General features: G+C 40.9%; 12 protein-coding genes. 5 read left to right on the forward strand and 7 right to left on the reverse strand.

All coding sequences use genetic code 11. The annotated features are described in order from the left end of the window. The first annotated feature begins 190 nt into the window (after positions 1-190). Positions 191-337, forward strand: coding sequence for a helix-turn-helix transcriptional regulator (locus AAEY57_RS08880; protein ID WP_350607511.1), 147 nt, complete (start codon positions 191-193; stop codon positions 335-337). Positions 338-606: 269 nt separating this feature from the next. Next, entirely contained in the window at positions 607-1,170 is a 564-nt protein-coding gene (locus tag AAEY57_RS08885) for a transcriptional regulator (RefSeq protein ID WP_335674757.1), read from the forward strand. A gap of 52 nt (positions 1,171-1,222) precedes the next feature. Here AAEY57_RS08885 and AAEY57_RS08890 read toward each other — a convergent pair whose 3' ends face one another. Next, a complete protein-coding gene (locus tag AAEY57_RS08890; RefSeq protein WP_350607514.1) occupies positions 1,223-3,166 on the reverse strand; it encodes a S9 family peptidase in 1,944 nt (647 codons plus the stop codon). Positions 3,167-3,328: 162 nt separating this feature from the next. On the opposite strand from AAEY57_RS08890, the gene AAEY57_RS08895 reads away from it, so the two are divergent. Further along, entirely contained in the window at positions 3,329-3,919 is a 591-nt protein-coding gene (locus tag AAEY57_RS08895; RefSeq protein WP_350607516.1) for an ABC transporter ATP-binding protein, read from the forward strand. Continuing rightward, entirely contained in the window at positions 3,916-5,028 is a 1,113-nt protein-coding gene (locus AAEY57_RS08900; RefSeq protein ID WP_069439909.1) for a DUF6136 family protein, read from the forward strand. Before AAEY57_RS08895 ends, AAEY57_RS08900 begins: the two co-directional genes overlap by 4 nt. On the opposite strand, the gene fadE is transcribed toward AAEY57_RS08900, so the two are convergent. Next, on the reverse strand, positions 5,029-7,491 hold the full coding sequence (gene fadE / locus AAEY57_RS08905) for an acyl-CoA dehydrogenase FadE (protein WP_076921597.1): 2,463 nt from the start codon (positions 7,489-7,491) through the stop codon (positions 5,029-5,031). A gap of 308 nt (positions 7,492-7,799) precedes the next feature. Here fadE and AAEY57_RS08910 point away from each other — a divergent pair, with 308 nt between their 5' ends. Beyond that, positions 7,800-8,564 carry a class II glutamine amidotransferase gene (locus tag AAEY57_RS08910; protein ID WP_350607519.1) on the forward strand — a complete coding sequence of 255 codons (765 nt, stop codon included), beginning with the start codon at positions 7,800-7,802 and terminating at the stop codon, positions 8,562-8,564. 122 nt (positions 8,565-8,686) lie between these two features. On the opposite strand, the gene AAEY57_RS08915 is transcribed toward AAEY57_RS08910, so the two are convergent. From AAEY57_RS08915 to cmoA, 5 genes are all read right to left on the reverse strand, one after another. Further along, positions 8,687-9,481, reverse strand: coding sequence for a DUF3108 domain-containing protein (locus tag AAEY57_RS08915; protein ID WP_350607558.1), 795 nt, complete (start codon positions 9,479-9,481; stop codon positions 8,687-8,689). Then, a complete protein-coding gene (gene purN / locus AAEY57_RS08920) occupies positions 9,435-10,082 on the reverse strand; it encodes a phosphoribosylglycinamide formyltransferase (RefSeq protein ID WP_016899472.1) in 648 nt (215 codons plus the stop codon). Before purN ends, AAEY57_RS08915 begins: the two co-directional genes overlap by 47 nt. Further along, a complete protein-coding gene (purM, locus tag AAEY57_RS08925) occupies positions 10,082-11,134 on the reverse strand; it encodes a phosphoribosylformylglycinamidine cyclo-ligase (RefSeq protein ID WP_350607521.1) in 1,053 nt (350 codons plus the stop codon). Before purM ends, purN begins: the two co-directional genes overlap by 1 nt. A 196-nt stretch (positions 11,135-11,330) precedes the next feature. Continuing rightward, positions 11,331-12,299: a tRNA 5-methoxyuridine(34)/uridine 5-oxyacetic acid(34) synthase CmoB gene (gene cmoB, locus AAEY57_RS08930; RefSeq protein WP_350607523.1), complete on the reverse strand. Its 969-nt coding sequence runs from the start codon at positions 12,297-12,299 to the stop codon at positions 11,331-11,333. 15 nt (positions 12,300-12,314) lie between these two features. Beyond that, positions 12,315-13,040 carry a carboxy-S-adenosyl-L-methionine synthase CmoA gene (gene cmoA / locus AAEY57_RS08935; RefSeq protein WP_016899475.1) on the reverse strand — a complete coding sequence of 242 codons (726 nt, stop codon included), beginning with the start codon at positions 13,038-13,040 and terminating at the stop codon, positions 12,315-12,317. Positions 13,041-13,051: the final 11 nt, after the last annotated feature.

Below are 13,051 nucleotides of genomic sequence, written 5' to 3' on the forward strand. Positions count from 1 at the left end.
ATCAGCTATCAGCTATCAGCTATCAGCTATCAGCTATCAGCTATCAGCTATCAGCTATCAGCTATCAGCTATCAGCTCGACTCTTATATACTAACCTGCTAATATTCTTGTCTATTCTTCAATATTCAGCTTCTTATATCTGCATGAATTACCAAGAATCTAATCTCACTTTAAAAAAGGAAGCATTAAGATGAGCACATTAGGTCCACAATTAAAGCAGCTAAGAAATAATAAAAAATTGAGCCAACCTGAATTTGCCCAGCAAGTAGGTATAGAGCAAAGTTATACCCAAACCACCTCAAGATGCGAGTTTCAGTTGGAATTAAAAGCGATTTAGGCAAGGCATTGATTGCAAGTAATAGTGGTTCTATTGTTAAAATCAATAACGCAGTATAAATCGCTTTTAAACCAACCCATAGGGCGTTTCACAGGCACTTACTTTCATCGTTGTTACTTCTTAAAAGGGATTGCCATTCTTGCAAAGTAACGCCTTGATATTAAGCACCTGTGAAACGCTGAATTCTGCACCTTGAGGTGGCTTGGGTATATATATCAAAACTTGAAAACGATAAATCAATTCCCTCCAATGAAATATTTAGAGCTTTATTGATAGCATTAGATCTTTCAATTGATGAGTTTATGAAGCCACTAGTATCGAGTCACGATAAAGTTAGACTGATGCAAATACCCGATGTAGAGCTGTGGTATAAAAGTAAAGCAGTAAAGAGCTCAGCCACACAGCGTAAGTTTATTTATCTCGCAATGTTTTTAATATCTATTGGTTGTGCATTGTTTTATGCAGGACATAAAAACTATGTGTTCAATGAGCGCTTTTACGAATATAAATCACAAGGTGTGATCAAAACAGGTGAACCTCTGAATGTTTTTACTCATTGGAGCAATTATATTATTGAGTCGAATCGAGAAAAAAGAGATGAGAAAAATCGGGAAATGCTGGCCAGAAGGGTACCAAGTTTTAAGTTAATGGATGAGTATGTCGGTGAATCATTTGTTGAAGAGGTTGAGGGAGGTAAACGTGTTTATACTGCAAATGAGCTTTCGCGGACTATGCCACATGCAGGCAATAGTTGGTTTGAGTTTTTAGGTGTTTTTGCTGCTGTATTTGGTTTGGCGCTCGCTTTACTGGAACCTAGATTAACCAAGCAATAAAAAGCCTGCGTACATGAAAACGCAGCAGGCTTTAATATAAATTGGCTTACAATTACCCTTGTGGGCCAAAGCGTTCTTTCAAGTAAGTATCTAAAAAGTTTAGGTAGGCGTTGGAGGCGCTGATACGGTTTTCTTTTTTGCTAAAACCGTGGCCTTCATCATCAAATAATACATACTCTACAGGCACACCATTAGCTTTAACCGCAGCAACCAACTCATCGCTTTCAATTTGTAATACGCGTGGATCATTAGCACCTTGAATAACCATTAAAGGCTTAGTGATGTTATCGGCATGAAATAGCGGTGAAATAGCACGGTGACGTTCACCATCGGTGGCAGGATCGCCCATTTCATCGTATAGCGCCTTTTTAAAGCTTTCCCACCATGGTGGAATTGAGTTCAGTGTGCGTACCCAGTTAGTCACACCAAAAATATTGATACCTACTTTGAACTCTTCCGGTTCAAAGGCAAGCGCGGCTGCGGTCATAAAGCCGCCGTAGCTACCACCCATGATGCCGATTTTATCTGCATCGACCCAATCTAGGCTTTGTAAGTGTTTTTTACCGTAGACAATATCTTGTAGATCATCGGTGCCATGTTTTTTATCGTCTAAATGGAAAAATGTTTTACCATAGCCTGAGCTACCGCGGTTATTGACGGCAAAAATAGCATAGCCATGATTAACTAAATGTTGCTGCATTGCGCTATAACCAGTTCGGCTTTGCCCACCTGGGCCGCCATGCACCCAAATAAGTGCAGGTACTTTATTGGTGCTGCTGGCTTGTTTTGGTTTGTATAATACGCCCGGTATTTCTAAATCATCAAAACTTTTAAAGCGCACAATGGTGCTCTCTACTAAGTCGTTTTGATCTATATCTTCACTTAATGTGTTGGTAAGTTGCTTGGCTTCATTACTGCCAACTTGCCAAACAAATAAGTTGCTTGGTGAGGTATCTGAATTTAAATAAAACGCCATGGTTTTCTCATCGCTTGAGAAATTCACACCACGTAGATTTCCCGCAGGTAATTTAGGCATGGCAATTTCATCCGCTGTTTGCGTGTCTTTTACTGTGACCTTTGTGCTGGCATCAGCATTTACACCGCTTACTTGGTAACGCCCAGATTTAGAAAAGTAAATAAAGCTAACGTCCCAATCATCTTTTAATGCTGGGCTGTGCTTGCCTGTGGCGAGCTCATATTGCCACACCTCTGAAAACTCTCCTTTAGCGTCTGTTGAGTAGTATAAATATTTGCTGTCTACAGAGAAGGTCTCAGGCGTATATTGTGCTGGTGTATCGTGTTTTGAAATTAATTGCGGCTTGAGGGTTTTCTTAGAGGTATCAAGAATAAACGTATCGCTGTCTTTATTGGTATTATTTTTAGACAGTGCAATGTAGCGTCCATCGGGGCTAATTGCGCCCACATCTAGTCCTTGTGTGTTTTGATAAACGGGCGTGACTTTATAGGTTTTGCTATCTACACGATACAAGTCCATAAACTTGGCATCGCGTTGATTACTGGTAATAAAAAACTGACTGCCATCTTTAGTAAAGCCTGCAAAACTCGCGCGGGTTTCTTCCCCTGGAGTTAAATCTTTGATTGAACCATCAACTTCACGCACATAAACATGGTAGCGCTCATTACCGCCTGAGTCCTTGGTAAATAGTACACGCTCATCATTTGGGAAATAGCGAATAGGGTAGGTGCTATCTTCAAAATTGGTTAGGCGCATTTTGCTACCTGTTTTTATGTCAACTTCATACAAGCTGTAAATACCGCTTTCATCGCTACTAACTAGAACTTTATCGCCAGTCGGGGAAAAGCTACTGCCCATGATAGATGTTGTATCAAAAAAGGTTTTAGCGTTATAGGTTTTTACTTGTTGTTTTTGCTCAGTTGCCACAGGGGTAGAGGCTGAATTATTAGATTGACTGCAACCTGTTAATGCAATTGATACTGCACAGGTAATACAAGCAAATTTGAGGGCTTTTTTCATAGATACATTCCTTGGATTATAATTATAGACTTTTAGTGTTAACCGAACATTTTTTAAACGCAAGTAATTAGCCTATTCGAACTGCAATAAAGTGTTACAAACCATGTAGCCCACGAAAATAGAAAACCAGTTATAATTCACTTTCAAAATCAGGGAGTATTTATGATAGAAGTCATTGGGTTACATAAACAGTTTGCTGAAAACGTATTGTACAGTGGCTATAGTGTGCAGTTTTGTGCACCTAAAATATGCATTGAAGCGCCTAATGGCCAAGGTAAAACAACGTTGTTGATGATGTTGGCAGAGCTCGAAACGCGCCAAAGTGGGCAGATTTTATTTTCTAAAAAAGCATTAACCGAACCGCATAAACAAGTTGCTATAGCCTCAGACTGTATTGCTTTACCTGACTTTCTTACGGCAAAGCAAATTATTAACTTGTCCGTGAATACGCTGGATTGTAGTTGGCCAACAACAATAATAGATGGGTTTAATTTCAATGAATTTTTAAATACTCGTTTTGATGCGCTGTCGTCAGGTAATCAAAAGAAATGCCAGTTAATTTTAGCGCTTATGCGTGATGCACCTTATTTACTTCTAGACGAACCCAGCGCAGCACTTGATCAAGCCAGTATTCAGTATTTATTAGTGCTGCTTGATGAATATCTAATAGATAAGCCAAATGGGCAAATAGTCATCACTTGCCATGAACCAGCGCCATTTATTGAGCGTGGCTTTGAGTGTATACCGTTATGATTGCAAATTTAAAACAATCAATCGGGCAATATCGCTCCTTTATGGATTATCGTTATCAGGCTTACAAAACTGAACTCACGCAATTATTGTTGCAACTAAAAAGCTTTGGGTTGTTATTTTTAGTGGTGTTAGGCTCGTCAGTGTTGGGTTTGATATTGCTACTTTTTTTAGGCCTTGGAAAAATTATAGACAGCAGCGCAGCACCCCAATACGGTGCACAAATGGCTTTATTTTATTTGTTACTACAAAGTGTGATGCTCAGCGCAATGAAGTCAGCAATTAAAAATAGTAAGCAGCGGTTATTTCAGCAAACTATTGCACGATCAGTTTGGTTATATTTAGTCGATATTAAACTATTAACGCTCAGTAATGCATGGCTTATAGCCAGTGTATTAATTGCGCTAGATTTAACGCTATCACAATGGGTTAAAGTACCGCATTTTATTGTATTTATGTTGCTGCAGTTTAGCTTGGGCGTTTTGTGTTTATACAAAACCAGCGCACTGGTATATGGCTTTTTGTTTAGCGTGATATTAGTGCGTGTTCCTATTCATATGCAGCCGCTCACTTATCATATGGGCTTTACTTTATTGTTTGCGCTGAGCCTTTTTGTCCCCGTGGTTAATGTTAAAGGGCGTATTGCAGTAAGTTCATTATTGGGCTTTTGGTTTTGTTATTTATTAAACCATTGTTGGACACTTGTTTGGCGCGTGTCGTTACTTTTATGTGTATTCATGGCAACAGCTGCGCTAATAAACGAACGTGCTGATTTAGTACCTATACTTGTGATATTAGCCATGGCTTTTATTGTACTCTTTAGTAGTTCATTGCAATTTGATTGCGGTAGGGTGTATGAGCAGTATCGATTATTTTTTAAAACATGCGAGCAAGAACGCGCCTTTTATATTAGCCATTTTTTACCTAGCATATTGCTGTTTTTATTAGCCACAATAAGTTATAGCGTTATTTTTGGTTACACTCATATTGTATTATTTGTCATTGGAAATATGTGGTGTGTATTACAGGTTTACCTTGCACAAAAAAAACCAGCGCATTATGCGCTGGTTTGGCTAATTTCAACAGGGTTGCTGCTAGCTTTACTAAATTAGTTAAGCGGCATCTGCCTTTTTAGATTTAGCTTTGCTATTACGCGCTGCTTTGCCGGCAAGTAAATCTGCAGGGTCAAAGTCGTCAACGTTAATAACGTCTAAGCGAGCTTGTTCAACAGCTGCTAACTTATCAGCTTCAGCTTGGCTTAAAATGCCGGCTTCTAAGCCCATTTGCGCCACTTTATCAAGTTGGAAGAATGGCAATTTAACGCCTTTCTCTTTACATACGCGTTCAAATAAAGGCTCTACCTCTAGCACGTCTTTAAGCGTTTGCTCTTGACGACCTACAAGGTTAAGCGGCTCGTTTGTAAGGTATACATAACTTGCTAAACGATTACGCGTTTCGCTAGGCACTTGTAGTAATTGCGCTAGTTTATGCTCAAGTTTGTCGGTAGGTTTACGAACCGGGCGACCAAACGGGAATAACAATACTTTTAATACGCCACGAAGTGGTGCAGATGGCATATTGTTGATTAAATCAGCAAGCGCACGTTGACAGTGGTAAAGGTGATCCTGACAGCTCCACTGAACCAGTGCAAAATCTTCTTTTTTACGGCCTTCGTCGTTATAACGTTTAAGCGTTGCAGACACTAAGTAAAGGTAGCTTAATAAGTCACCTAAGCGTGCTGAAATACGTTCTTTACGTTTAAGTGAACCACCAAATACTGCCATACTAATATCAGACATAAGTGCAAGCGATGCACTAAAGCGTGAAGCTATACGATAAAACTCTGCCGTTTCGTCTTTGTACGGCACGCTAGTAAAGCGAGCGCCAGTAAGTGCAAGCCACTTAGTGCGCACTAGGTTAGACATGGTAAAGCCAATGTGGCCCATTAGCGCTTTATCAAATACGTTAAGCGCTTCTTCGCGGTCTTCAATTTCACACGCACCTAGCTCGGTAAGTACAAATGGATGACAACGAATAGCACCTTGACCATAAATAATCATATTACGGGTCAAGATGTTTGCACCTTCAACGGTAATGGCAATAGGTGCACCTTGATAGCCACGACCCAAATAGTTATTTGGCCCAAGCATGATCCCTTTACCGCCTAGCACGTCCATTGCATGAATGGTTGAATCGCGCATTTGCTCGGTAAGGTGGTATTTAATAATGGCCGAAATAACAGATGGTTTTTCGCCTAAATCAACCGCGCCAGTAGACATACTTACTGCAGCGTCTGAGCTGTAAGCATAACCGGCAAGCTTCGCCATTGACTCTTCAACCCCTTCCATTTTACCAATTGGTAAGCGGAATTGACGACGAATACGGCTGTAAGCACCGGTTGCTACAGCAATCATTTTAATGCCACCGGCTGAATTTGACGGCAATGTAATTGCACGACCAACCGATAAACACTCAACCAGCATACGCCAGCCTTGACCAGCCATTTCTGGGCCACCAATAATGTAATCAAGTGGTACAAAAATATCTTTACCGCGAGTAGGGCCATTTTGGAACGGCACATTAAGCGGGAAGTGACGACGACCAATTTCTACCCCTGGGGTATCTGTTGGGATAAGTGCACAGGTAATACCAGGCTCTTTAACGTCACTTAATAATCCATCTGGATCTTGTAATTTAAATGCTAGACCAAGAACCGTAGCTACAGGTGCAAGTGTAATGTAACGCTTGTTCCATGTAAGGCTTACACCGACTACTTCTTCGCCATTCCATTGCCCTTTACATACTACACCATAGTCTGGAATTGAGCTTGCATCAGAACCTGCCTCTGGCGAAGTAAGAGCAAAACATGGAATTTCTTGACCGCTTGCTAAACGCGGTAAGTAATGATTTTTTTGATCTTCAGTACCGTAGTGCTGTAATAACTCACCCGGGCCTAACGAGTTAGGTACACCAACAATTGACGAAAGCAATGTTGATTTACTGGTTAGTTTTTGCAGTACACACGATTGTGCAAATGCAGAGAATTCTAAGCCGCCGTATTCCTTTTTAATGATCATGGCAAAGAATTTGTTATCTTTTAGATATTGCCATACATCCTGAGGTAAATCAGTTAGCTCATGCGTAGCTTCCCAATCGTCCAGCATACTACATACAACTTCAACAGGGCCGTCGATAAATGCCTGCTCTTCAATAGTAAGTTTTGGAACTGGATACTGGTGAAGCTTTTTCCAATCTGGGTTACCACAAAATAAATCAGCTTCCCACCAAGTTGTACCGGCATCAATAGCTGACTTTTCGGTGTCAGACATGCTCGGTGTAACTTTTTTGAAGACCTTGAAAATAGGCTTGATAATATATTGCTGACGAATGCCAGTAACAGAAAGAGGCACTGCGATGATTAAAAAGATCACCCAGCTAATTAAACCAAAAGCACCAGCAAAGGTACCAATTAATAATGTTGCGGCAGAAACACCAAGTGCTGTGTTCCAACTCGCTCTGTGGTAAAGCGCAATGCTGAGCAGTGCGATTAAACCGAGTGTAAATATGAGTGTCATTGCTAATTCCTTAATAGAGGTCAGACCACCTCGTTTAGAGTAGCGCTAGTAACGCTAAGTTTCAAGTACATTACTTAGATTAAAGTGTAGTTATCGGAACGATTATTACAATGCGTCGTATGTTATACGAACAGTTTGGCTGTAATGGTTTATTTTGGCTTATCATAAAAAATATAAGCATTAAAAAAATCAATTAATCTAGTAGTAATATAAGTTTAATTAAGTAAATATACTTACGGTGATCAGTGTACGCTTATTAAAAATAGAACGATATTCTATGTTTAGCTTTTTAAAGGTTTATTTATTTTATGTGTGAATTACTTGGCATGTCAGCCAATGTACCAACGGATATTTGTTTTAGTTTTTCAGGGCTGTTGGAGCGCGGTGGCAATACGGGGCCGCATAAAGATGGCTGGGGCATTACTTTTTATGAAGGCAAAGGTTGTAGAACCTTTAAAGATCCCGAGCCAAGTTACCAGTCAGAAATAGCTAAATTAGTTAAAGCTTATCCGATTAAAAGCGTATCGGTGATAAGTCATATTCGTCAAGGCAACCGCGGGCGAGTGTGTCTAGAAAACACCCACCCGTTTACTCGTGAGTTGTGGGGGCGCGAAATAACCTATGCACACAATGGGCAGCTTTCAAATTATCACGATTTAAAAACAGAGTACTATCGACCTGTGGGAAACACCGACAGTGAACTCGCTTTTTGTTGGTTACTTGACAAAATTCGCGAAAAATACCCAAAGCGTCCAAGTAATATGGCATCGGTTTTTAGATACGCCGCCAAGCTTTCGCATACACTGCGTGAAAAGGGCGTATTTAATATGTTATTGACCGATGGTGTATTTGTTTTAGCATATTGCACTAATAACTTACATTATATAACGCGCCGTGCGCCATTTGGTAAAGCAACCTTGATTGATGCCGACATGGTGGTCGACTTTCAACAAGAAACCACACCAAACGATGTGGTAACGGTTATAGCAACAAGGCCGCTAACCAACGATGAACGCTGGCAAAAAATGCAGCCAGGAGAGTTTGCGTTATTTAAAATGGGTGAATTAATGTAAATGTAGGTTGGTAGAGTAAAACGAAACTCAACTTAAAGTTTCAAATTTAAGTATTGAAATGAAAAGCCCAAGTTATGGTTATCACACTTGGGCTTTTCGTATTGCATCTTGTAAGTAATTTATTAGGGGGTTATTTCGTTCTTAACTTGTGCAGGTAAAGCCGGTGGATTGATCACGGTAAACGATTTCATCTGCACTTCAAACTGTTCCACACCTTTTTCACCTTTCCACATGCGCACGAGCATATAATCCATTTCTGGGGCAAACCATGCTAAGGCTTGGCGTTTGTCATTGTCGTATAAACGTTTTACTTTAATGGCTTCTACGTTACCAATCGGTAAGGAAATCATTTCGGTTTCTACCACTTCAAAGTCGTAGTCACGACAATTACCTTTTTTATCAACTAACGGAAACGAGAAACTAGTTTTTCCTTTTTTAAGTCCTTCTCGAACTTGCACTTGATAAGAAATACCATCTTGGAAGTTATCATGCCATTGGCATTTTAACGGGTAGTCGCTGGTGTTACTGGTGACAGTTTGTGTTTGACGATCAAAGTTAATTTCATACTTTTTGTCAGGCCCAGTCCCCGTGCGGATCATAGAGTACTGAATAGGCTCTACTTTATCGTTAGCAAAGCTAAAAGTTGATGACTCTTGACGTGAGTCAGAGAAAATCATCCATTCAATATCACTGTGGTAAGTGACTTGGTAGTTATTATTATCGAGTTTTTTTAGTTCACGCTCGGCTTTGCCGTGATTAGTGCCTTTGCGCAAAATGTCATAACTAGCTTGGTACTGGGTTAACTCGCCTGCAATCAGGCTGGTAGGAAGTAATAAAGTGCCCGCACATAGTAGCCAAGCACTTAATTTTTTATTTTGGGTAGTGCGCGCCGTGTGCAGGAAGTTGTTTTTCGTCAAGAACTGCATAATCTGCTTCCATCGTAAGTCGTTGTTCACTGAACCACTTGACCACCAAAGGATAAATTATGTGCTCTTGCGCATGTACACGTTTAGCGAGCGTGTCTGCTGTATCATCTGCTAATACAGGCACTTTAGCTTGAAGAATAACCGGTCCGCCGTCTAATTCTTCAGTTACAAAGTGAACACTAACGCCGTGAACGTCGTCTTTTGCATCAATTGCTCTTTGGTGGGTATTCAGCCCCTGGTACTTAGGCAACAAAGATGGATGAATGTTTAACATTTTTCCAACATATTTTTGCACTAAGTTAGGAGTTAGAATACGCATAAACCCAGCTAATACAACTAGATTTGGTTCAAAAGAGTCAATTATATGCATTAACTGGGCATCGTACGCTTCGCGTGAGTCAAACTCTTTATGACTCAGCACGTGTGTGGCAATACCTGCATTTTTTGCACGCTCTAACCCATAAGCGTCTGCTTTGTTACTAATAACAGCCGCTATATGGGCGTTTATCTCGCCGCTTTCACAGGCATCAATAATGGCTTGTAAATTTGAGCCACTGCCTGAGATCAAAACTACTAGACGAGTGGGTGCCATTACGCAGCACCACCTACAATTTCAACTTGCTCTTCGCCAGCAACGGCATCTTGGATTTCACCAAGGTGCCATGCGTTCTCGCCAAGATCTTTTAAGATATTTAAGCTATTTTCAAGCTCATCCGCAGGTACAACTAACACCATGCCTACACCACAGTTAAATGTGCGGTACATTTCGTGTGTTGTAATGTTGCCGTTTTCTTGCAACCAGCTAAACACACTTGGCCACTGCCAGCTATCACCTTTAACAACCGCTTTAGCCGATTCAGGTAATACGCGTGGGATATTTTCCCAAAAACCGCCACCAGTAATATGCGAAAGGGCATGCACGTCTACTTGCTTGAACAACTCAAGTAATGGTTTAACGTAAATACGTGTTGGTTCTAAAAGGTGCTCACCTAAGGTTTTGCCATCAATCACTTGATTAGTATCAGCGTTAGAGACTTCTAAAACTTTGCGAATTAAAGAGAAACCATTTGAGTGAGGACCGCTAGAAGCAAGGGCAATAAGTTGATCGTCTGCAGCTACTTTAGTGCCATCAATAATTTTTGATTTTTCTACCACACCGGTACAAAAGCCTGCCATGTCGTAGTCTTCACCATCATACATACCTGGCATTTCAGCTGTTTCGCCACCAATTAGGGCACAACCTGAAATTTCACAACCTTTACCAATACCGGTTACTACGTCGGCTGCTGTGTCTACATCTAGTTTACCCGTTGCATAGTAATCTAGAAAAAACAGCGGTTCAGCGCCTTGTACTATTAAATCATTTACACACATCGCAACTAAGTCGATACCTACAGTATCGTGCTTTTTAAGGTCAATTGCTAAGCGTAACTTAGTGCCAACACCGTCAGTGCCTGCTACAAGTACGGGTTGCTTATAACCTTCAGGAATTTCGCAAAGTGCGCCAAAACCACCAATTCCGCCCATCACTTCAGGACGACGAGTTTTTTTAACTACGCCTTTAATACGCTCAACAAGTGCATTACCAGCGTCGATATCTACGCCCGCGTCTTTATAGCTTAGAGACTGTTTTTGTTCGCTCACAGGTTTTCCTCAAAATAGTTGTTTTGATGCTTACTTAGAAACGCGCGTATTTTACAACAATTGCAAGGGCGCGGCTAGTTGAAATCTGGATTTGATTTTAAAGACAAGGACACTTGTCCTCTAGTTGCTGTATTAGTAAACAAAAAAAGCGCCCAATGGCGCTTTTTAATATGGAAATAAAAATTAATACTACAAATTAGGCTTTAGCTGTAAGTATCGCTCTAAGTGGTGCAGGGTAGCCTTCAATGGTTTTACTGGTGTCAGCGGGGTCTAAAAAGTCAACTAAAGATTCGTTTTCCATCCAGTCAGTTTTACGCTGCTCGTCGAGCGTTGTAATAGCACAATCTTTAATCTGCACATCTTTAAAGCCAACACGTTCCATCCACAATTTTAATGCCGCAGTGCTTGGAAGAAACCATACATTACGCATTTTCGCGTAGCGGTCGGTCGGTACTAATACGGTGTTTTCATCGCCTTCAATAACTAATGTTTCAAGCACGAGTTCTCCGCCTGGGCGAAGCTGTGCTTTTAATTGCGCTAAAAAGTCGATAGGGGAACGACGATGATAAAGCACCCCCATTGAAAATACTGTATCAAACGCTTTGAGCTCTGGCAGGGCTTCTACACCTAATGGTAACAAATGCACGTTTTCATCTGGGTTAAAGTGTTTAATTGCCTGAAACTGGCACAAAAATAAGTCAGATGGATCAATACCCACCACAAATTGAGCACCTTCACCGCGCATACGCCATAGGTGATACCCCGAGCCACAACCAATATCTAATACAGTACGGCCTTTTAATGGCTCAATATGCGGCAGGAGTCGATCCCATTTCCAGTCACTGCGCCACTCGGTATTTATTTCAATACCGTGAACGTTAAACGGGCCTTTACGCCAAGGCATCATCCGTTTTAATAAATGCGTAGTTTGTTTTTGCTCGCCTTCAGTCATTTCGCCAGGCGCGCCGATAGCTACTTTGCTGACAATATCAACCTGATTTGTCGATACCTCGGGTAAGTTTTTCAGCACTTTTTGCCATTGTGGCAAATCGCCATGGCTTGCCTCTTGTTGCCAATGCTTTAATTGCGCAGGCAAGGTTTCTAGCCAGTGGCTAAGTGGGCTTTGTGCAATCGCAGCGTAAAATTGGTTAAACCATGCAGACATGTGTCACTCTCTAAATTATTTAATTGCTACCATTGAGCAAAAATTAAAACATTGATACCACACTTGCGTTTGGCTAAAACCAATGTCGCTTAAACGTTGTGTATGTGTACTAAGTGTATCGGGGCGCATTACGTTTTCAATGGCAGTACGCTTTTGGCTTATTTCAAGCTCAGAGTAGCCATTATGGCGTTTAAAGTCGTGGTGCAAGTCAATCAGTAAGTTATCGCACTGCTCGTTTTCGGCTTTAATTTTTTCACTTAATAACAAAACGCCACCGGGCTTTAAATTAGCGTATATTTTTTCAAGTACCGCTTTGCGCTGCGCAGGTGGTATAAATTGCAGGGTAAAGTTCATTGCCACTACCGACGCGTTTTGTATATCAAGCTCGTTAATATCACCTAAGGTAACCGTTACAGGAACGTCTGATCTAAATCCTTGTAAATGGACCTTACAACGTTCAACCATGGCTTGTGAGTTATCTACGGCGATAATTTGGCAGCTATCGGTTTTAATATTACGACGCATACTTAAGGTTACTGCCCCTAATGAGCAGCCCAAGTCGTACAGGTTAGAATTAGGCTGAGCATACTCACCCGCTAATTTTCCCATAGTACTTACAATAGTGGCATAACCGGGTACCGAGCGTTGGATCATGTCGGGAAATACTTCAACCACGTTTTGATCAAAACTAAAGTCTTTTACTTGTTGCTCAGAGGCATAAATACTGTCTTTTATACTCACGAAGGCAGTCT

Origin of the sequence: Pseudoalteromonas sp. MER144-MNA-CIBAN-0113 (genome assembly GCF_040308965.1) — a bacterium.
In the GTDB taxonomy this organism is placed as follows: Bacteria; Pseudomonadota; Gammaproteobacteria; order Enterobacterales; family Alteromonadaceae; genus Pseudoalteromonas; species Pseudoalteromonas tetraodonis.

What these genes read in the sequence shown, in the direction of transcription:
- AAEY57_RS08880 (WP_350607511.1), top strand. Translation starts at nt 191, where the DNA reads ATGAGCACATTAGGTCCACAATTAAAGCAGCTAAGAAATAATAAAAAA.
- AAEY57_RS08890 (WP_350607514.1), bottom strand. Translation starts at nt 3,166, where the DNA reads ATGAAAAAAGCCCTCAAATTTGCTTGTATTACCTGTGCAGTATCAATT.
- AAEY57_RS08895 (WP_350607516.1), top strand. Translation starts at nt 3,329, where the DNA reads ATGATAGAAGTCATTGGGTTACATAAACAGTTTGCTGAAAACGTATTG.
- AAEY57_RS08900 (WP_069439909.1), top strand. Translation starts at nt 3,916, where the DNA reads ATGATTGCAAATTTAAAACAATCAATCGGGCAATATCGCTCCTTTATG.
- fadE (WP_076921597.1), bottom strand. Translation starts at nt 7,491, where the DNA reads ATGACACTCATATTTACACTCGGTTTAATCGCACTGCTCAGCATTGCG.
- AAEY57_RS08910 (WP_350607519.1), top strand. Translation starts at nt 7,800, where the DNA reads ATGTGTGAATTACTTGGCATGTCAGCCAATGTACCAACGGATATTTGT.
- purN (WP_016899472.1), bottom strand. Translation starts at nt 10,082, where the DNA reads ATGGCACCCACTCGTCTAGTAGTTTTGATCTCAGGCAGTGGCTCAAAT.
- cmoB (WP_350607523.1), bottom strand. Translation starts at nt 12,299, where the DNA reads ATGTCTGCATGGTTTAACCAATTTTACGCTGCGATTGCACAAAGCCCA.